This window comes from Pseudomonas sp. Bout1, assembly GCF_034314165.1.
Classification (GTDB): Bacteria; Pseudomonadota; Gammaproteobacteria; order Pseudomonadales; family Pseudomonadaceae; genus Aquipseudomonas.
The window spans coordinates 5437407-5456188 of the sequence record NZ_JAVIWK010000001.1 but is presented as its reverse complement, the minus strand read 5'-3'; the positions used below and the strand labels follow the sequence as shown (position 1 = coordinate 5456188).

The window sequence follows — 18782 nt, the reverse complement described above, 5'->3', positions numbered from 1 at the left end:
GCCAGCGTTTAAACTGCGCCATTGCGATGCTATTTGTCGCATTGGCGTAAACCCGCGAAAATCGCGGGTTGGCGCTATAAGAAGTTGTCGCTTGGCGGCAAGGCCGCGCTGAAAACTGTCCTTACAATCCCTGCATCGCCCGCCAGTTTCAGGCAGGCGTTCCTCTTCAGGAGACTCCGATGTCCGTTGAGCAAGCCCCGGTGCAACGTGCCGATTTCGACCAGGTCATGGTTCCCAACTACGCACCTGCCGCTTTCATCCCCGTGCGTGGCGAAGGTTCGCGCGTATGGGACCAGGCGGGCCGAGAGCTGATCGACTTTGCCGGCGGCATCGCGGTCAACGTATTGGGCCACGCCCATCCGGCGCTGGTCGGTGCACTGACCGAACAGGCCAACAAGCTGTGGCACGTGTCCAACGTCTTCACCAATGAGCCGGCCTTGCGCCTGGCCCATAAGCTGATCGACGCTACCTTTGCCGAGCGCGTGTTCTTCTGCAACTCCGGCGCCGAAGCCAACGAGGCCGCCTTCAAGCTGGCCCGTCGCGTCGCGTTCGACCGTTTTGGCACCGAGAAATACGAAATCATCGCCGCGCTGAACAGCTTCCACGGCCGCACCCTGTTCACTGTGAACGTGGGTGGCCAGTCGAAGTATTCCGACGGCTTCGGTCCAAAAATCGTTGGCATCACCCACGTGCCCTTCAACGATCTGGAAGCGCTGAAAGCGGCGATTTCGGACAAGACCTGCGCCGTGGTGCTCGAGCCGATCCAGGGCGAAGGCGGCGTATTGCCGGCCGAGCTTGCATACCTGCAAGGTGCCCGCGACCTGTGCGACGCGAACAACGCGCTGCTGGTGTTCGACGAAGTGCAAACCGGCATGGGCCGCAGCGGCGAGCTGTTCGCCTACCAGCATTACGGCGTCGTGCCGGATATTCTCACCAGCGCCAAGAGCCTGGGCGGCGGTTTCCCGATCGCCGCCATGCTGACTACGGAGGCCCTGGCCAAGCATTTGGTCGTTGGCACCCACGGCACCACCTACGGCGGCAACCCGCTGGCGTGCGCGGTGGCGGAAGCGGTAATTGACGTGATCAACACCCCGCAAGTGCTGGCCGGCGTTAATGCCAAGCACGACCTGTTCGTTGCCCGCCTGGAGAAGATCGGCCAGCAATACGGCATCTTCACCCAAGTGCGTGGCCTGGGCCTGCTGCTCGGTTGCGTGTTGAGCGATGCCTGGAAAGGCAAGGCCAAGGACATCTTCAACGCCGCCGAACGCGAAGGCTTGATGATCCTGCAAGCCGGCCCGGATGTAGTGCGTTTCGCCCCGAGCCTGGTGGTGGAAGATGCCGATATCCAGGAAGGCCTGGACCGCTTCGAGCGTGCTGTTAAAAAGCTGACGCAAGCCTGATAGACCGTTTGGCGCCTGGCGATCCTGGCGTCGAACAAAAATTTCAAGGCCGGACCGGATCAAGTGTGGGAGCTGGCTTGCCTGCGATGGCGGTGCCACAGGCAACATCTGTGCTGACTGACACACCGTCATCGCGGGCAAGCCCGGCTCCCACATGGATCTGCTTACACAATAAGTCCTGTGTAGGCAGTTCCCCTGTCCGGCATTTTTTCCTGTGAGTTTTCGAGTTAAGGAGTGACACCATGCTGGTGATGCGCCCCGCGCAAATGGCTGATCTGGGCGAGGTACAGCGTCTGGCTGCGGACAGCCCGATTGGTGTCACCTCCTTGCCGGATGATGTCGAACGCTTGAGCGACAAGATCGCAGCAAGCGAAGCGTCCTTCGCGGCCGAGGTCAGCTTCAACGGTGAAGAAAGCTATTTCTTCGTCCTTGAAGACACCGACGCCGGCAAGCTGGTGGGCTGCTCGGCCATCGTCGCTTCGGCCGGCTACTCGGAACCGTTCTACAGCTTCCGCAACGAAACCTTCGTGCACGCCTCGCGCGAGCTGAAGATCCACAACAAGATCCACGTGCTTTCGCAGTGCCACGACCTGACCGGCAACAGCTTGCTGACCAGTTTCTACGTGGTGCCGGAACTGGTGGGTTCGCCGTGGTCGGAACTCAATTCCCGTGGCCGCCTGCTGTTCGTGGCCGGTCACCCGGAGCGGTTTGCCGATTCGGTGGTGACCGAGATCGTGGGCTACAGCGACGAGAACGGTGATTCGCCGTTCTGGGACGCGATTGGCCGCAACTTCTTCGACCTCAACTACGCCGCCGCCGAGCGTCTGTGCGGGTTGAAGAGCCGGACGTTCCTCGCCGAACTGATGCCGCACTATCCGATCTACGTGCCGCTGTTGCCGGACGAAGCCCAGGAGGCCATGGGCCAGGTGCATCCACGGGCGCAGATCACCTTCGACATCCTGATGCGCGAAGGCTTCGAGACCGACCATTACATCGACATTTTCGACGGCGGCCCAACGCTGCACGCGCGGGTTTCGGGCATTCGCTCGATCGCCCAAAGCCGTGTGGTGCCGGTGAAGATCGGCGAGATGGCCAAGGGTGTCGGCCGTCAGTACCTGGTCAGCAACGGCCAGTTGCAGGATTACCGTGCGGTGATGCTGGAACTGGACTACGCGCCGGGCAAGCCAGTGACCCTGGACCTGGAAACCGCCGAGGCCCTGGGCGTCGGCGAAGGTGCCAGTGTTCGTTTGGTAGCGGTTTAAGAATGAGTTTCGCGGGTGGCTGCAAAGCGGCCCGTTTGAGGAGATAGCATGATCGTTCGTCCCGTACGCAGCAGCGATTTACCGGCCCTGATTGATCTGGCGCGCAGCACCGGCACCGGCCTCACCACCTTGCCGGCCAACGAAGAGCGCCTGACCCACCGGGTCGGCTGGGCTGAGAAGACCTTTCGCGGCGAAGCCGGGCGCGGTGATGCAGACTACCTGTTCGTGCTGGAAAACGACGAAGGCCGCGTGGTCGGGATTTCCGCCATCGCCGGTGCCGTCGGCCTGCGTGAGCCCTGGTACAACTTCCGGGTGGGCCTGACGGTCAGCGCCTCCCAGGAGCTGAACATCTACCGTGAAATCCCGACGCTGTTTCTGGCCAACGACCTGACCGGCAACTCCGAGTTGTGTTCGTTGTTCCTGCACGCCGATTACCGCAACGGCCTCAACGGCCGGATGCTGGCCAAGGCGCGCATGTTGTTTATCGCAGAATTCCCGCAGCTGTTCGGCAACAAGATCATCGCCGAGATGCGTGGCATGTCCGACGAAGCCGGGCGCTCGCCGTTCTGGGAAAGCCTGGGCCGGCACTTCTTCAAGATGGAATTCAGCCAGGCCGACTACCTCACCGGCGTGGGCAACAAGGCGTTTATCGCCGAGCTGATGCCGAAGTTTCCGCTGTACACCTGCTTCCTGTCTGAAGATGCGCGCAACGTAATCGGCAAGGTCCACACCGACACCGAACCGGCCCTGAGCATGCTCAAGAGCGAAGGCTTCAGCTACCAGGGTTACGTCGACATCTTCGACGCGGGCCCGGCGGTGGAGTGCGAAACCTCCAAAATCCGCGCCGTGCGCGACAGCGAAGCGCTGGTGTTGGCCATTGGCACGCCGGGTGACGACGCCACGCCGTTTTTGATCCATAACCGCAAACGCGAAGATTGCCGTATCACCGCAGCGCCGGCGCGGTTGGCTGCGGGCACCCTGGTGGTCGATCAACAGACTGCCAAGCGCCTGCAACTGATCGCCGGTGATCAGGTGCGCGCTGTACCGTTGTCCGCTGCCCGGGAGTCGAAATAATGAATTCGTTATACATCGCAGGTGAATGGCTGGCTGGCCAGGGTGAAGTGTTTGAATCACTGAACCCGGTGACCCAGCAGGTGGTGTGGTCGGGTAACGGCGCCACCGTCGAGCAGGTTGAGTCAGCTGTCCAGGCTGCGCGCCAGGCGTTTCCTGCCTGGGCCAAGCGTTCCCTGGAAGAGCGCCTGAGCGTGCTGGAAGCTTTCGCCGCGAATCTGAAAAGCCGCGCTGACGATATCGCCCGCTGCATCGGTGAGGAAACCGGCAAGCCTTTGTGGGAATCTGCCACCGAAGTCACCAGCATGGTCAACAAGGTTGCGATCTCGGTGCAAAGCTACCGTGAACGCACCGGCGAGAAGAGCGGCCCATTGGGCGATGCCACCGCTGTGTTGCGCCACAAACCCCACGGCGTGGTGGCGGTGTTCGGCCCTTATAACTTCCCGGGTCACCTGCCCAACGGGCACATCGTGCCGGCCTTGCTGGCGGGTAATACCGTGCTGTTCAAACCCAGCGAGCTGACCCCGAAAGTCGCCGAGCTGACCGTGCAATGCTGGATCGACGCCGGCCTGCCGGCGGGCGTGTTGAACCTGCTGCAAGGCGCACGGGAAACCGGGATCGCCCTGGCGGCGAATCCGGGTATCGACGGTTTGTTCTTCACCGGCTCCAGCCGCACCGGCAACCATCTGCACCAGCAATTCGCCGGGCGCCCGGACAAGATCCTCGCGCTGGAGATGGGCGGCAACAACCCGCTGGTGGTGGACGAAGTGGCCGATGTGGATGCGGCGGTGTACACCATTATCCAGTCGGCGTTCATCTCGGCCGGCCAGCGTTGCACCTGTGCCCGGCGCTTGCTGGTGCCGGAAGGCGCCTGGGGTGATGCGTTGCTCGCACGCCTGGTAGCGGTGAGTTCGAGCATTGAAGTCGGCGCGTTCGACCAAACGCCTGCGCCGTTCATGGGCTCAGTGATTTCCCTCGGTGCCGCCAAGGCGTTGATGGATGCCCAGGAATTGCTGCTGGCCAATGGCGCCGTGGCGCTGCTGGAAATGACTCAGCCACAGGCCCAGGCTGCGTTGCTGACGCCGGGGATTATCGATGTGACCGAGGTCGCGGATCGCGCTGACGAAGAGCTGTTCGGCCCGCTGCTGCAAGTGATCCGCTACGCAGATTTCGCGGGAGCAATTGCCGAGGCCAACAACACCCAATACGGCCTGGCGGCCGGCTTGCTGTCGGACTCCGAAGCGCGTTACCAGCAGTTCTGGCTGGAGAGTCGTGCCGGGATCGTCAACTGGAACAAACAGCTGACGGGTGCCGCGAGCAGCGCACCGTTTGGCGGCGTAGGGGCTTCGGGCAACCATCGCGCCAGCGCCTATTACGCGGCGGATTATTGCGCCTACCCGGTGGCCTCGCTTGAGGCCCCAAGCCTGGTGTTGCCTGCCACATTGACGCCCGGTGTGCGGTTGTCTTAAAGGTGCAATGAAACCCTGTGGCGAGGGAGCTTGCTCCCGCCGGGGCGCGAAGCGGCCCCAAGATTTTTGGGTCTGCTGCGCAGCCCAGCGGGAGCAAGCTCCCTCGCCACAGAGAGCCATGTTATTGATGCCTATAAAAATACAGATGTTCGTGGAGCCTCGCCGATGAAATCCTGTGAAGTCAATTTTGACGGTCTCGTGGGGCCGACCCATAACTACGGCGGTTTGTCCTACGGCAACGTCGCGTCCCAGAGCAACAGCCAGCAGTCTTCCAACCCGAAGGAAGCGGCGCTGCAAGGCCTGGCGAAGATGAAAGCCCTGATGGAAATGGGCTTTGTGCAAGGGGTGCTGGCGCCCCAGGAGCGTCCGGATGTGGCCGCCTTGCGCAGCCTCGGGTTTGCCGGCACCGACGCACAGGTCATCCAGCAAGCCGCCAGGCAGGCCATGCCATTGTTGGTGGCGAGCTGCTCGGCATCGAGCATGTGGGTGGCCAACGCCGCCACCGTCAGCCCGAGCGCCGACACGGCCGATGGCCGCGTGCATTTCACCGCCGCCAACCTCAACTGCAAGTACCACCGCAGCATCGAACACCCGACCACCAGCCGCGTGCTGGGGGCGATGTTTGCCGATGGCAAGCACTTCGCCCACCACGCCGCGTTGCCGGCGGTGGCGCAGTTCGGCGACGAAGGCGCGGCCAACCACACGCGTTTCTGCCGTGACTATGGCGAGGCGGGCGTAGAGTTTTTCGTGTTCGGCCGCAGTGCGTTCGACACCCGTTACCCGGCGCCGCAAAAGTACCCGGCGCGCCAGACGTTGGAAGCCTCCCAGGCGGTCGCGCGCCTGCACGGCCTGCGGGATGACGGCGTGGTGTTCGCCCAGCAGAACCCGGCGGTGATCGATGCCGGTGTGTTCCACAACGACGTGATCGCGGTGGGCAACGGCGAAGTGCTGTTCTATCACGAGGATGCGTTCCTCAATACCGAACAGATGCTCGGCGAATTGCAGGGAAAACTCGGCAAGCTCGGCGGCAATTTCCAGTCGATCTGCGTACCTCGTGCCCAGGTTGGCGTTGAAGACGCTGTGCGCTCCTACCTGTTCAACAGCCAGTTGCTGACCCGCGCCGACGGTTCGATGCTGCTGATCGTGCCGGAAGAGTGCCGCGCCAACGAACGTGTCTGGCAGTACCTGCAAGGCCTGACGTCTTCCGGTGGGCTGATCCGCGAAGTGAAAGTCTTCGACCTCAAGCAAAGCATGCAGAACGGCGGGGGCCCGGCGTGCCTGCGCTTGCGCGTAGCCTTGAATGAAACCGAACTGGCGGCGGTCAACCCAGGGGTTATCATGACGGCGCCGTTGTACGACACGCTCACCCAATGGGTCGAGAAGCACTACCGCGACAGCCTGCGGGAAACCGACCTGGCTGACCCGCAATTGCTGCTTGAGTGCCGGACGGCACTGGATGAACTGACGCAAATCCTTAAACTGGGCTCGGTTTATCCTTTCCAGATCAATTAACGCCGCACGGCTGAGAACTATTTATGACCACCGACACCCTGAAACTGATCCTTGAAGACACCGACGGCACCCAGCTGGAAACCTCCTGCACCCGCGTCGCCGTGGTCTGGCAGGGCAAGGAGATCTGGATCCAGCACGACGGCCGTGGCCAACTGCTGATCGGCGTTGACGTGGAAGAGGGCGACTCGGAATACGCCAACCTGCTGATGCGTCCATTGGCGACCAACCTGATGAGCCTGCAACTGGAGATGGAACCAGCTGACGTTGAAGGTGATGACGACGACCACGTCCACGGTCCTGGCTGCAACCACTAAGGAAGCTGCTTATGCTCGCCCTCGGCAAACTGCTTGAACTGACCCTCGCCGGTCGCGAACCGGCGCAAAAAATTCAACTGACTGTCGATGGCGTGCAATTGCGCTGGCTCAGTGAGGGCGCGCTGGAAGTGCGCCCTCCTGAGGCGCGGGACAACGGCAGCGACGTGCTGCTGTCGTCCGGCATCCATGGCAACGAAACCGCGCCGATCGAATTGGCCGACCGCTTGCTGCAGGGCATTGCCCGTGGGGAGATCAAGCCCCGTACCCGTATTCTGTTCCTGTTCGGTAACCCCGAGGCCATGCGCCGCGGCGAGCGTTACCTCGAGCTGGACGTCAACCGGCTGTTCAACGGCCGCCACGAACAAAACATCGGCCCCGAAGCCATGCGTGCTGCCGAGCTTGAGCAGTTGGCCCGCACGTTCTTCAGCGTGCCTGGGCGTAGCCGTTTGCACTACGACCTGCACACCGCCATTCGGGGCTCGAAGATCGAGCAGTTTGCGCTGTACCCGTGGAAAGACGGTCGCCAGCATTCGCGCCATGAACTGGCGCGCCTGCGCGCCGCCGGCATGGAAGCGGTGCTGTTGCAGAACAAGACCTCGATCACCTTCACCGCGTTTACCTATGAACAACTGGAGGCCGAGTCCTTCACCCTCGAGTTGGGCAAGGCCCGCCCGTTTGGGCAGAACCAGGGCGTGGACGTGTCCCGCCTGGAAAGCCGCCTTACGCAGATCATCGAAGGCAACGAGCCGGCCACCGAGAGCCTCGACGGCCTGAAGCTGTTCAGCGTCGCCCGGGAAGTCATCAAGCACAGCGATGCCTTCGTCCTGCATTTGCCGGCCGACGTGGAAAACTTTTCGGAATTGGAAAAGGGTTATCTGCTGGCCGAGGACATTGCCAAGACCCGCTGGGTCATCGAGGAGGAGGGCGCACGCATCATCTTCCCGAACCCAAAGGTCAAGAACGGCTTGCGCGCCGGGATATTGATTGTGCCGACCACGGATGCGGGCCTGGCCTGAATCCCGAGGCCGACTCGGTCAAATGTGGGAGCTGGCTTGCCTGCGATGGCATCAACTCGGTCTGTCAGGTGCACCGAGGTGATGCCATCGCAGGCAAGCCAGCTCCTACAATGTTGCTTAAACCGCTACCGCCCGTGGCTCATTGCGACGCAGCGCGCGAACCTTGTGCAGGGTGTCGGCGCAGGTGCGTGCCGCTTCCTGGCCCTTGTGCACGAAGTGGTCGTGGAAGAACGCATGGTGCTCGCTGCCCGCGTGGAAGTGATGCGGGGTCAGGGATACCGAGAACACCGGCACTTCGGTTTCCAGCTGAACCTGCATCAGGCCGCTGACCACTGACTGGGCAACGAACTCGTGACGGTAGATCCCGCCGTCCACCACCAGGGCGGCCGCGACGATACCGGCATAACGGCCGGACTTGGCCAGCAGCTTGGCGTGCAGGGGCATTTCAAAGGCACCGCCGACTTCAAAGAAATCGATGTCCGATTCCTGGTAGCCCTGGGCGATCATTTCGGCGAGGAAACCTTTACGGCTCTGATCGACAATATCCTTGTGCCAGCAGGCCTGGATAAACGCGACGCGCTCGCCGTGATGGTTTTTGCTTTTGCTGTCGATTGCGGTGGGTTGCATGTTCTGACTCCTGTTTAAGAATAAAACAGGGCGTTATGAATCGAATGGGATTTAAGGGTGCGGACAGCCTGGTCATGCGAGCATGAAGCCCGGCGTTCGGCCCTTAGGTGCCAATCCCGTTCTCTCTTCATCCGGACTATGACCGTCGGCCCCGGGATCACACCGGGTCTGCTGACCTTGTCGCCGTCCTGCCGAGGCAGTTCGAGGCGCCAAGCGCTCGCGGGCTATGCACGTTGCGTGCAATTACCGCCGGTGGGGAATTACACCCCGCCCTGAGAACGTCGCCACCAGAACCCTGGCGGCGGAGAGTTTTTATCACGGTTTTTCAGAAACTGCACGGTTGGTTTATCGATAACCTATATCGGTTTGTTTGGTTGGTATTCGATTGTGCACGCCCGGGGCTTGATATTCCGCGGGTTTGCCCGCAGTAATCGTTAACACAAGAAATGCCCCAATCCGTTAGAGGCTAGTTTGATGACCGTGATTGACCTGCGCAGCGACACAGTGACCCAACCGACCCCAGGCATGCTCGACGCGATGGCCACTGCCGCGAGCGGCGACGATGTGTACGGCGAAGACCCAAGCGTGAATCGCCTGGAAGCCGAACTGGCCAAGCGCCTGGGGTTTGCCGCCGCGTTGTTCGTGCCCACCGGCACCATGAGCAACCTGCTGGCGTTGATGGCGCACTGCGAGCGTGGCGAGGAATACATCGTCGGCCAGCAGGCCCACACCTACAAATACGAAGGTGGCGGGGCGGCGGTACTCGGCTCGATCCAGCCGCAACCCCTGGAAGTGCAGGCCGACGGTTCCCTGAACCTTGAACACGTGCTGGCGGCGATCAAGCCGGACGACTTCCACTTCGCCCGTACCCGTTTGCTGGCGCTGGAAAACACCATGCAGGGCAAAGTCCTGCCGCTTGAGTACCTGGCGGCTGCGCGGGCGTTTACTCGCGAACACGGCCTGGCTTTGCACCTGGACGGCGCGCGTATCTACAACGCGGCGGTCAAGCTGGGTGTGGATGCCCGGGAGATTGCCCAGCACTTCGATTCGGTCTCGGTGTGCTTGTCCAAAGGCCTGGGGGCGCCGATCGGCTCGGTGTTGTGCGGCTCCCCGGCGTTGATCGCCAAGGCCCGCCGTTTGCGCAAGATGGTCGGTGGTGGCATGCGCCAGGCCGGTTCGCTGGCGGCGGCGGGGCTGTATGCGCTGGATCATCAGGTTCAGCGCCTGGCCGACGACCACGCCAACGCCCAATGGCTGGGGGATGAATTGCGCAGCGCGGGTTATACCGTGGAGCCGGTGCAGACCAACATGGTCTACGTCGACATCGGCGATCGGGCCCAGGCCTTGAAGGCGTTTGCCGCCGAGCGCGGGGTCAAGTTGAGCGCCGCGCCTCGCCTGCGCATGGTCACTCACCTGGACGTCAGCCGGGCGCAGATCGAGCAAGTGCTGGCAACATTTGTCGAGTTTTCCCGGAAATGACCGTGCAGACCGTCTAATTGACTGTTTCTATCACATAAACACGCTGTACCACGGGCAAAGGGCCGATATAATGCGGCCCTTTGCCGTCGCTCCGTCTGATGACGTTTAGCACTGGCCTTTGGCCGCAGCCTCCGTGGAAGAACCTAATGAAAAGCGCAGAAATCCGTGAAGCCTTCCTTCGCTTCTTCGAAGAGCAAGGTCACACCCGTGTCGCCTCCAGCTCCTTGATCCCAGGCAATGACCCTACCCTGCTGTTCACCAACGCGGGGATGAACCAGTTCAAGGACTGCTTCCTGGGCCAGGAAAAGCGCGCCTACACCCGCGCCACCAGCAGCCAGAAGTGCGTACGCGCCGGCGGCAAGAACAGCGACCTGGAAAACGTCGGCTACACCGCCCGCCACCACACGTTCTTCGAAATGCTCGGCAACTTCAGCTTCGGCGACTATTTCAAGAAAGATGCGATTACCTTCGCCTGGACCTTCCTGACCGGCGTGCTGAAGCTGCCGAAGGAAAAACTCTGGGTCACTGTCTACGCCACCGATGACGAAGCCTACGATATCTGGACCCAGCAAATCGGGGTGCCGGCCGAGCGCATGATTCGCATCGGCGACAACAAGGGCGCGCCTTACGCCTCCGACAACTTCTGGACCATGGGCGACACCGGCCCGTGCGGCCCATGCACCGAGATTTTCTACGACCACGGCGCCGACATCTGGGGCGGCCCACCGGGCTCGCCGGAAGAAGACGGCGACCGCTACATTGAAATCTGGAACAACGTGTTCATGCAGTTCAACCGCACCGCCGATGGCGTGTTGCACCCGTTGCCAGCCCCATCGGTCGACACCGGCATGGGCCTGGAGCGGATCAGTGCGGTGATGCAGCACGTTCACTCCAACTACGAGATCGACCTGTTCACCAACCTGCTGAGTGCGTCTGCCGCGGCCATTGGTTGCGCCAACGACAATCAGTCCTCGCTCAAGGTTGTATCGGACCACATCCGTTCCTGCGGCTTCCTGATTGCCGATGGCGTGCTGCCGTCGAACGAAGGCCGTGGCTACGTGCTGCGCCGTATCATCCGTCGCGCTTGCCGCCACGGTAACAAGCTGGGCGCTACCGGCAGCTTCTTCTACAAGATCGTTGCCGCACTGGTGGCCGAGATGGGCGAAGCCTTCCCGGAACTCAAGCAGCAGCAAGCCAACATCGAGCGCGTGCTCAAGGCCGAAGAAGAGCAGTTCTCCAAGACCCTGGAACACGGCCTGAAAATCCTCGAGCAGGACCTGGCCGAGCTTAAAGGCACCGTGGTGCCGGGTGACGTGGTGTTCAAGCTGTACGACACCTACGGTTTCCCGATGGACCTGACCGCCGACATCGCGCGCGAACGCGAGCTGACCGTCGACGAAGCAGGCTTTGAGCGTGAGATGGAAGCCCAGCGCGTCCGTGCCCGTTCCGCCAGCTCCTTTGGCCTGGACTACAACACCCTGGTAAAGGTTGATGTGGCGACTTCGTTCATTGGTTATGAAGCCACCGTTGGCTCGGCCAAGATCGTGGCTATCTATAAGGACGGCAAGTCGGTCGACGTGCTGAACGAAGGTGACGAGGCCGTTGTGGTCCTCGACCAGACTCCGTTCTACGCCGAGTCTGGTGGCCAGGTTGGCGACTGTGGTTTCCTGAGTTCGACCTCCGGCCGTTTTGAAGTGCGCGACACCACCAAGACCGGCGGTGCTTTCCTGCATCACGGCGTGCTGGTGCTGGGCAACCTGACCGTCGGCGCGCCGGTGGACACTCAGGTAGATGCCGACGTACGGCATGCAACTGCTTTGAATCATTCGGCCACTCACTTACTGCACGCCGCGTTGCGTCAGGTGTTGGGTGAGCATGTGCAGCAGAAGGGTTCGTTGGTCGATAGCCAGCGCCTGCGCTTTGACTTCAGTCATTTCGAGGCGATCAAGCCTGAGCAGTTGAAGGCCCTGGAAGACATCGTCAACGCCGAGATCCGCAAGAACACTCCGGTTGAAACCGAAGAGACCGACATCGAGACAGCCAAGCAAAAAGGCGCCATGGCGCTGTTTGGCGAGAAGTACGGCGACGAAGTGCGCGTACTGAGTATGGGCGGCAGCTTCTCGGTGGAACTGTGTGGCGGTATCCACGCCAGCCGTACCGGCGACATCGGCCTGCTGAAAATCATCAGCGAAGGCGGCGTGGCATCTGGTGTGCGTCGTATTGAAGCGGTCACCGGTGCTGCGGCCCTGGCCTACCTCAATGCGGCTGAAGAACAACTCAAGGAAGCGGCCAGCCTGGTCAAGGGCAGCCGCGACAACCTGATCGACAAGCTTGCAGGCGTACTGGAGCGCAACCGTCAGTTGGAGAAACAGCTGGAGCAGTTGCAGGCCAAGGCTGCCAGTGCGGCGGGCGACGATCTGTCGGCTTCGGCGTTGGACGTCAAGGGCGTTAAGGTCTTGGCCGTGCGTCTGGACGGTCAGGATGGCAAGGCGCTGTTGGCCTTGGTCGATCAGTTGAAGAACAAGCTCGGCCGCGCAGTGATCCTGCTCGGCAGTGTCCATGAGGATAAGGTCGTTCTGGTTGCCGGTGTAACCAAAGACCTGACTGGCCAACTCAAGGCCGGTGATTTGATGAAGCAAGCCGCCGCGGCAGTGGGCGGGAAGGGCGGTGGTCGTCCGGACATGGCGCAAGGCGGTGGTGTTGATGCCGGTGCCCTGGACGCGGCCCTGGCCCTGACCGTGCCGTTTGTCGAGGCAGGTATTTAAGACGCTGTTAATGAGCCCGTGGTCTAGTCGCGGGCTCGGTCAGTGCTGGTTGATTGAATAATAGGCGCCCCTTTACGGGCTGAGGCGGCTTAGAAATGGCTTTGATCGTACAGAAATTTGGAGGCACCTCGGTCGGCTCCGTCGAAAGAATCGAGCAGGTTGCCGACAAGGTTAAGAAATTCCGCGATGCTGGCGACGACCTGGTGGTGGTGCTGTCGGCGATGAGCGGCGAGACCAATCGCCTGATCGATCTGGCCAAGCAAATCAGTGGCGATCAACAACCGGTTCCCCGCGAGCTGGACGTAATCATCTCCACTGGTGAGCAGGTGACCATCGCGTTGCTGGCCATGGCGCTGAATAAACGTGGTGTGCCAGCGGTGTCCTACACTGGCAACCAGGTCCGCATTCTTACAGACAGCGCACACACAAAAGCGCGCATCCTGCAGATTGATGACCAGAAGATTCGCGCAGACCTGAAGGCCGGGCGTGTAGTTGTTGTCGCCGGCTTCCAGGGCGTCGACGAGCACGGCAACATCACGACCCTCGGGCGTGGCGGTTCCGACACCACCGGCGTGGCGCTGGCGGCAGCCCTGAAGGCTGACGAATGCCAGATCTACACCGATGTGGACGGCGTCTACACCACCGACCCACGGGTTGTGTCCGTGGCTCAACGCCTGGACAAGATCACCTTTGAAGAGATGCTGGAAATGGCCAGTCTCGGTTCCAAGGTGTTGCAGATCCGTGCCGTTGAGTTCGCCGGCAAGTACAACGTTCCGCTGCGCGTACTGCACAGCTTCAAGGAGGGTCCGGGCACCCTCATTACTATTGATGAAGAGGAATCCATGGAACAGCCGATCATTTCCGGCATCGCTTTTAATCGCGATGAAGCCAAGCTGACCATCCGTGGCGTGCCAGACACCCCGGGCGTGGCCTTCAAGATTCTCGGGCCAATCAGTGGCGAAAACATTGAAGTCGATATGATCGTGCAGAACGTTGCGCACGATAACACCACCGATTTCACCTTCACCGTGCACCGCAACGAGTACGATGCGGCGCAGAAGGTGTTGCTCAACACTGCGAGCGAGATTGGCGCCCGTGAAGTGGTTGGCGATACCAAGATTGCCAAGGTGTCGATCGTGGGCGTGGGTATGCGTTCCCATGCGGGCGTTGCCAGCCGCATGTTCGAAGCCCTGGCCAAGGAAAGCATCAACATCCAGATGATCTCCACGTCGGAAATCAAGGTGTCGGTGGTGATCGAAGAGAAGTACCTGGAACTGGCTGTACGCGCACTGCATACCGCTTTTGAGCTGGACGCTCCGGCCCGACAGGGCGAGTGATGCGTTACCAGGAAGGCGCGGTTAACCGCGCCTTTCATTTTTTTGTCGGGTGCGTGGTACAGGCCTGTTCTTTTGCCTGTGCTCGACAATACTTAGGCGGGTAGGGCTACGACCGTTTGGTGGTAGATCGAATGCCTTTTTTTGCAGACTGTTGTTCCCGAAATGAAATGCGTGAGGAGAAAGGTATGCTGATTCTGACTCGTCGATGCGCAGAAAGCCTGATTATTGGTGATGGCGAAATCACCGTGACCGTGCTCGGCGTCAAAGGCAATCAAGTGCGTATTGGGGTTAACGCTCCGAAAGAGGTGGCTGTCCACCGCGAGGAAATTTACCTGCGGATCAAGAAAGAGAAGGACGAAGAACCAAGCCATTAATTTTTATCGTTTTTTATGTTTGCAAACGGGGATGAAGCTGGTTAATATACGCCCCGTGTTGCGGAGAGCTGGCCGAGTGGCCGAAGGCGCTCCCCTGCTAAGGGAGTACACCTCAAAAGGGTGTCGGGGGTTCGAATCCCCCGTTCTCCGCCATTATTTGCTTAGTACGTTGCAATCTGGTTTTTTCGCTAAGTTGTTGAAACTAAACGAAAAAATAGCTTTACATAGAGATTGAACGGCCTATAATGCGCGGCAACAAATGCACTCGTAGCTCAGCTGGATAGAGTACTCGGCTACGAACCGAGCGGTCACAGGTTCGAATCCTGTCGAGTGCACCATTTAAGAGTTAGTTGCAGCAATGCAGGTAGCTTGGCTTCAACCAGTTGTGATCTGGTCTAAAAACACAATCTGCACTCGTAGCTCAGCTGGATAGAGTACTCGGCTACGAACCGAGCGGTCACAGGTTCGAATCCTGTCGAGTGCACCAAACAACAAAAAGCCCGCCTAGTGCGGGCTTTTTGCCGTCTGGGGTTTTTATTTTCCTGGGCGCCTTTTTCTCCCGTCCATGTGTTTTCCTCTCAAGCTGCGTCGTCGCAGTTCTTATGTGTGGCCACTACTCAGCTTTGTGTCGCAAGCGCTTGTTCTTTCCAGTTTTTTGACGTTAAAAGCGCCCGCCGGTGTATCATTGCGCCCGTCAGCCCCGCCGGGGCTTATGGAACACCTCCATGGACTTACCCAGTAGTGACTCAGTACCCCGTTCTACCAATCATGAATTGACTGATTGATCCTTCCGGCGTGCCCCGCTGCTGGGAGTGGAGTTCGCCTATGACCGAAGTTGAAGTAAAGAAAACACAAGAAAGCCTGCAGGATCGCCTGGCTCAAGTCGTCGAGCTGCTGCAGCGCCAGCGCGTGGTCGAAGACCTGACGCACCGCCAGGAAGGCGCGAACAATGATCGGGTCGAGAACCTGGTCCACCGGCAGAACCTCGTCGAGCTGCAACGCAAACTCGATGACCTGCACTCCGCCGACGTCGCCTATATCCTCGAAGCCTTGCCGCTGAATGACCGCCTGACGCTGTGGCAGTTGGTCAAGGCTGATCGCGACGGCGACATCCTCCTCGAAGTATCCGACTCGGTCCGTGAGACCCTGATCGCCGACATGGACGATCATGAGCTCCTGGCTGCCGCCAAGGACATGGATGCCGACGAACTCGCTGACCTGGCTTCCGAGCTGCCGCGTGACGTCGTCCATGAGCTGATGGAAACCCTCGACGGCCAACAGCGTGAGCGTGTGCGCTCGGCGTTGTCCTACGACGAGGAGCAGGTCGGTGCGTTGATGGACTTCGAGATGGTCACCATCCGCGAAGACGTCAGCCTGGAAGTGGTTCTGCGTTACCTGCGCCGCCTCAAGGAGCTGCCAGGCCACACCGACAAATTGTTCGTGGTGGATTACGAAGGCATCCTCAAGGGTGTGCTGCCGATCAAGCGCCTGTTGGTGAATGACCCGGACAAGAAAGTCGCGGACGTCATGGCCAGTGATCCGGTAAGTTTCCATCCCGACGAGGATGCTTACGACGCTGCCCAGGCGTTCGAGCGTTATGACTTGATCTCGGCCCCGGTGGTCGACAAGAACGGTAAGCTGATCGGCCGTCTGACCATCGATGAAATGGTCGACCTGATTCGTGAGGAGAGCGAAAGCGAAGTCCTCAACATGGCCGGCCTGCGCGAAGAAGAAGATATTTTTGCGTCGGTCTGGAAGTCCCTGCGTAACCGCTGGGCCTGGCTTGCGGTCAATCTGATTACTGCGTTTATTGCTTCACGGGTCATCGGCCTGTTTGAAGGCTCCATCGAGAAGCTGGTGGCCTTGGCCGCACTGATGCCGATTGTGGCGGGCATTGGGGGTAACTCGGGTAACCAGACCATCACCATGATCGTGCGCGCCATGGCGTTGGACCAGGTGGGTACCGGCCACGGTAAGCGTTTGATGCGCAAGGAGCTGGCGGTTGCGTTGATCAATGGCGTGGTGTGGGGGGGGTCATCGGTATCGTGGCGTACCTGCTGTATGGCAGTTGGTCGCTTGGGGTGGTGATGACTGCGGCCATGACACTTAACCTGCTGTTGGCGGCCCTGATGGGGGTTCTGATTCCAATGACCCTGGTGCGCCTTGGGAGAGACCCGGCCATGGGCGCCAGTGTAATGATCACGGCCATGACCGACAGTGGTGGCTTCTTTATCTTCCTTGGCCTGGCCACTATCTTCCTGCTTTGATCCTTTCTTTCGGCCAGGGGCTTTTGCCCCTTGGCTCTCTCTTTATCAAATCCCAGGCAAAAAAAAGCCAGCGCATGGCTGGCTTTCAGCTTTCGGTTGCCAATCAGTTGGCTTCTGCAGCTGCCTCAACGTCGTGTGCGATAAGCGAGACGAGAGCATTTTGCTGGCGGTGGGAAAGCTGACGAAAACGCTGCAGCAGTTCGCGTTCGTGCAGTGACAGTTCGGGGCTGTCCAGGCGCATGCTTAGCTCGTCGCCCAGCGCACCTTCCTGAATCAGGCTTTGTTCCAGGCGTGCGATGATTTCGGAGTTCATGCTGCGATGATGATTGCGAGCCACTTCGGCAATGCGTTCCCGCATTCCGTCTGGCAGACGTACGACGAACTTGTCAGCCGTACGGCTGGAATAAATTGCCTGTTTCAATGGGCGCATATATTTAACCGGTTAGTTCAGGGGAGCGGTTTTTGGAATTGGCCGCAAGATGCATGTTAGGACAAGACTTGCTGCCAAATGTTCAACCTGAATTGCAAAGAGGCCGCATCATGCCTTAGATTTGCCAGTTCCTTGGCGTCAATTCTGTGACAAATATTGAACCGGCTACCGGCTTTATGCCAGTACTCATTTCAAAATTTGCGGACTGGTTGGAAAAATTTCCGCGGGCACATCCAAATGGGTGTGGAGGCCGCAGGCCCTGGGCGAAAAAGGCTTTTCGGCGGCATATCGTATAGCAATATGGCCTTTTGCCCTTAACTTTAAGATTAGTGGCAAATTGCCAATTTACGAGGGCGAAGCGACATATGGTCAGCCGTTCGGACGGGCGTCGCGGCTATCTGCAAGGGGGGGTGACAAGCGGGGGTGGTTCAGCGCAGTACAGGATCAAACTTGATACGGCGACCAATAATGATGGCCAGTACCCACAGGCTGCCAAATACGCCGGCGGCAACAAACGAAACCGTCTGTACGTCTTGTGACAACACGTTCAAGCCGAGGCCGGCAGCGCACAGGGCCAGGGTCAACAACAGCCAGGCGGACTTGGTCATGAAATACTCCGTTAAGCGGTTCAGAAAACCCAGTGTTCAGTTGCAGGGGCGGCTTGGGTGCTCTGGGTCAGTTGCAGCGGTGATTGCATGCTCGGTTTCATGACCGCCAACTGCGGGCGTTGCTGCAGGTGGTGAGGAATCGCCTGGCTGACCTGCGCCGCATCATCCGAGTTGCTGGATTGAAAATGGAACATCACCAGCGCAGCCAATGCAACGGTATTGAGGGCTAGTAGAAGTGCGCTGTTCATGTGCATGTTCTCCGCAGGTGGCTGGGCCGGACTGTATTTGTAGGATAATGGATTGCAGGCGCCGTGCCAGTCTTTATTTGTAAATAAATCCTTTAAAATCAGCTAGTTAAATACTTACAAAACGACTGTGGTGTTGCAATTTGCAATGATGGCATTTTGGGGGAGTGCATTTTGCACGATGGGTGCAAAGCTCCCGTAATCGTTGAGTGGAACGCGACGTGCTGCCGCGGGCATGGGCCTACGCTTAAAAAGCCCACGGACGACATGACAAAATTCACCCGCGCCGTTAACATGCACGCCGTCCGTCGCGGTGCCTCTGGCCCGATGGATGTCATTAGTCCCAGTAGCTCAATTGGATAGAGCATCCCCCTCCTAAGGGGAAGGTTGGCCGTTCGAACCGGCCCTGGGACACCACATAACCGTTCCTGCCCAAGCGGGCGAGGCGCCAGGAAGCCCCGATCAGATTTATCTGGCGGGGCTTTTTTGTGGCCGGTCGCCTGGCGTAGCAGTCTTTTCAAACACCAACCGAACCTTGCCGGCGTTTGAGGTTCACACGGGAGGCAAGGGCCGGCGCAAGTATTCGTCCGCATCGTGTACCTCGCA

The 18782-nt window shown here is 59.8% G+C and carries 15 protein-coding genes, 4 tRNA genes, 1 pseudogene and 1 riboswitch; of the genes and pseudogenes, 16 read left to right on the top strand and 4 right to left on the bottom strand.

Annotated features, from left to right (window positions below; all coding sequences use genetic code 11):
• Positions 1-179: 179 nt before the first annotated feature.
• The 7 genes from RGV33_RS25225 to astE all read left to right on the top strand — a co-directional run bounded on the left by RGV33_RS25225 (position 180) and on the right by astE (position 8044).
• On the top strand, positions 180-1400 hold the full coding sequence (locus RGV33_RS25225; protein WP_322146967.1) for an aspartate aminotransferase family protein: 1221 nt from the start codon (positions 180-182) through the stop codon (positions 1398-1400).
• A gap of 242 nt (positions 1401-1642) precedes the next feature.
• Positions 1643-2662 (top strand): arginine/ornithine succinyltransferase subunit alpha, encoded by a 1020-nt coding sequence (aruF, locus tag RGV33_RS25220; protein ID WP_322146966.1) that lies wholly within the window; start codon positions 1643-1645, stop codon positions 2660-2662.
• A gap of 48 nt (positions 2663-2710) precedes the next feature.
• Positions 2711-3736, top strand: coding sequence for an arginine N-succinyltransferase (astA, locus tag RGV33_RS25215; protein WP_322146965.1), 1026 nt, complete (start codon positions 2711-2713; stop codon positions 3734-3736).
• Complete coding sequence (astD, locus tag RGV33_RS25210; RefSeq protein WP_322148737.1) at positions 3733-5202, top strand: succinylglutamate-semialdehyde dehydrogenase; 1470 nt, start codon at positions 3733-3735, stop codon at positions 5200-5202. The genes astA and astD overlap by 4 nt, the downstream gene beginning before the upstream one ends.
• Before the next feature lie 165 nt (positions 5203-5367).
• Positions 5368-6714, top strand: a complete 1347-nt coding sequence (gene astB, locus RGV33_RS25205; protein WP_322146964.1) for an N-succinylarginine dihydrolase — start codon at positions 5368-5370, stop codon at positions 6712-6714.
• A 23-nt stretch (positions 6715-6737) separates the two neighbouring features.
• Entirely contained in the window at positions 6738-7028 is a 291-nt protein-coding gene (locus RGV33_RS25200) for a topoisomerase II (protein WP_322146963.1), read from the top strand.
• Positions 7029-7039: 11 nt separating this feature from the next.
• Positions 7040-8044, top strand: a complete 1005-nt coding sequence (gene astE, locus RGV33_RS25195; RefSeq protein WP_322146962.1) for a succinylglutamate desuccinylase — start codon at positions 7040-7042, stop codon at positions 8042-8044.
• Positions 8045-8161: 117 nt separating this feature from the next.
• Here astE and RGV33_RS25190 read toward each other — a convergent pair whose 3' ends face one another.
• The gene (locus RGV33_RS25190; RefSeq protein WP_322146961.1) at positions 8162-8671 is read right to left on the bottom strand and encodes a 6,7-dimethyl-8-ribityllumazine synthase; all 510 of its coding nucleotides are present in this window, start codon (positions 8669-8671) and stop codon (positions 8162-8164) included.
• A gap of 114 nt (positions 8672-8785) precedes the next feature.
• Positions 8786-8955, bottom strand: a riboswitch (FMN riboswitch).
• Positions 8956-9145: 190 nt separating this feature from the next.
• Here RGV33_RS25190 and ltaE point away from each other — a divergent pair.
• From ltaE to mgtE, 8 genes and pseudogenes are all read left to right on the top strand, one after another.
• Positions 9146-10150 carry a low-specificity L-threonine aldolase gene (gene ltaE / locus RGV33_RS25185; RefSeq protein WP_322146960.1) on the top strand — a complete coding sequence of 335 codons (1005 nt, stop codon included), beginning with the start codon at positions 9146-9148 and terminating at the stop codon, positions 10148-10150.
• A 146-nt stretch (positions 10151-10296) separates the two neighbouring features.
• On the top strand, positions 10297-12915 hold the full coding sequence (gene alaS, locus RGV33_RS25180; RefSeq protein WP_322146959.1) for an alanine--tRNA ligase: 2619 nt from the start codon (positions 10297-10299) through the stop codon (positions 12913-12915).
• Positions 12916-13010: 95 nt separating this feature from the next.
• Entirely contained in the window at positions 13011-14252 is a 1242-nt protein-coding gene (locus RGV33_RS25175; RefSeq protein ID WP_010165647.1) for an aspartate kinase, read from the top strand.
• 185 nt (positions 14253-14437) lie between these two features.
• On the top strand, positions 14438-14626 hold the full coding sequence (csrA, locus tag RGV33_RS25170; RefSeq protein ID WP_002554426.1) for a carbon storage regulator CsrA: 189 nt from the start codon (positions 14438-14440) through the stop codon (positions 14624-14626).
• Between the two features lie 62 nt (positions 14627-14688).
• Positions 14689-14779: transfer RNA gene (locus RGV33_RS25165), tRNA-Ser, on the top strand.
• Positions 14780-14887: 108 nt separating this feature from the next.
• A tRNA-Arg gene (locus RGV33_RS25160) sits at positions 14888-14964 on the top strand.
• A gap of 72 nt (positions 14965-15036) precedes the next feature.
• Positions 15037-15113, top strand: a tRNA-Arg gene (locus tag RGV33_RS25155).
• A gap of 338 nt (positions 15114-15451) precedes the next feature.
• Positions 15452-16893 (top strand): annotated as a pseudogene (gene mgtE / locus RGV33_RS25150) (magnesium transporter).
• A 103-nt stretch (positions 16894-16996) separates the two neighbouring features.
• Here the strand turns inward: mgtE and RGV33_RS25145 are convergent.
• From RGV33_RS25145 to RGV33_RS25135, 3 genes are all read right to left on the bottom strand, one after another.
• Positions 16997-17323 carry an Arc family DNA-binding protein gene (locus RGV33_RS25145; RefSeq protein WP_003175643.1) on the bottom strand — a complete coding sequence of 109 codons (327 nt, stop codon included), beginning with the start codon at positions 17321-17323 and terminating at the stop codon, positions 16997-16999.
• Between the two features lie 428 nt (positions 17324-17751).
• The gene (locus RGV33_RS25140) at positions 17752-17931 is read right to left on the bottom strand and encodes a PA3371 family protein (protein ID WP_322146950.1); all 180 of its coding nucleotides are present in this window, start codon (positions 17929-17931) and stop codon (positions 17752-17754) included.
• A gap of 20 nt (positions 17932-17951) precedes the next feature.
• On the bottom strand, positions 17952-18179 hold the full coding sequence (locus RGV33_RS25135) for a hypothetical protein (protein WP_322146948.1): 228 nt from the start codon (positions 18177-18179) through the stop codon (positions 17952-17954).
• Positions 18180-18516: 337 nt separating this feature from the next.
• Here RGV33_RS25135 and RGV33_RS25130 point away from each other — a divergent pair.
• Positions 18517-18593 (top strand) — tRNA-Arg (locus RGV33_RS25130).
• Positions 18594-18782 lie beyond the last annotated feature (189 nt).

What these genes read in the sequence shown, in the direction of transcription:
- RGV33_RS25140 (WP_322146950.1), bottom strand. Translation starts at nt 17,931, where the DNA reads ATGACCAAGTCCGCCTGGCTGTTGTTGACCCTGGCCCTGTGCGCTGCC.
- RGV33_RS25145 (WP_003175643.1), bottom strand. Translation starts at nt 17,323, where the DNA reads ATGCGCCCATTGAAACAGGCAATTTATTCCAGCCGTACGGCTGACAAG.
- alaS (WP_322146959.1), top strand. Translation starts at nt 10,297, where the DNA reads ATGAAAAGCGCAGAAATCCGTGAAGCCTTCCTTCGCTTCTTCGAAGAG.
- csrA (WP_002554426.1), top strand. Translation starts at nt 14,438, where the DNA reads ATGCTGATTCTGACTCGTCGATGCGCAGAAAGCCTGATTATTGGTGAT.
- RGV33_RS25225 (WP_322146967.1), top strand. Translation starts at nt 180, where the DNA reads ATGTCCGTTGAGCAAGCCCCGGTGCAACGTGCCGATTTCGACCAGGTC.
- RGV33_RS25135 (WP_322146948.1), bottom strand. Translation starts at nt 18,179, where the DNA reads ATGAACAGCGCACTTCTACTAGCCCTCAATACCGTTGCATTGGCTGCG.
- astB (WP_322146964.1), top strand. Translation starts at nt 5,368, where the DNA reads ATGAAATCCTGTGAAGTCAATTTTGACGGTCTCGTGGGGCCGACCCAT.
- aruF (WP_322146966.1), top strand. Translation starts at nt 1,643, where the DNA reads ATGCTGGTGATGCGCCCCGCGCAAATGGCTGATCTGGGCGAGGTACAG.
- astA (WP_322146965.1), top strand. Translation starts at nt 2,711, where the DNA reads ATGATCGTTCGTCCCGTACGCAGCAGCGATTTACCGGCCCTGATTGAT.
- RGV33_RS25175 (WP_010165647.1), top strand. Translation starts at nt 13,011, where the DNA reads ATGGCTTTGATCGTACAGAAATTTGGAGGCACCTCGGTCGGCTCCGTC.
- RGV33_RS25200 (WP_322146963.1), top strand. Translation starts at nt 6,738, where the DNA reads ATGACCACCGACACCCTGAAACTGATCCTTGAAGACACCGACGGCACC.
- ltaE (WP_322146960.1), top strand. Translation starts at nt 9,146, where the DNA reads ATGACCGTGATTGACCTGCGCAGCGACACAGTGACCCAACCGACCCCA.
- RGV33_RS25190 (WP_322146961.1), bottom strand. Translation starts at nt 8,671, where the DNA reads ATGCAACCCACCGCAATCGACAGCAAAAGCAAAAACCATCACGGCGAG.
- astE (WP_322146962.1), top strand. Translation starts at nt 7,040, where the DNA reads ATGCTCGCCCTCGGCAAACTGCTTGAACTGACCCTCGCCGGTCGCGAA.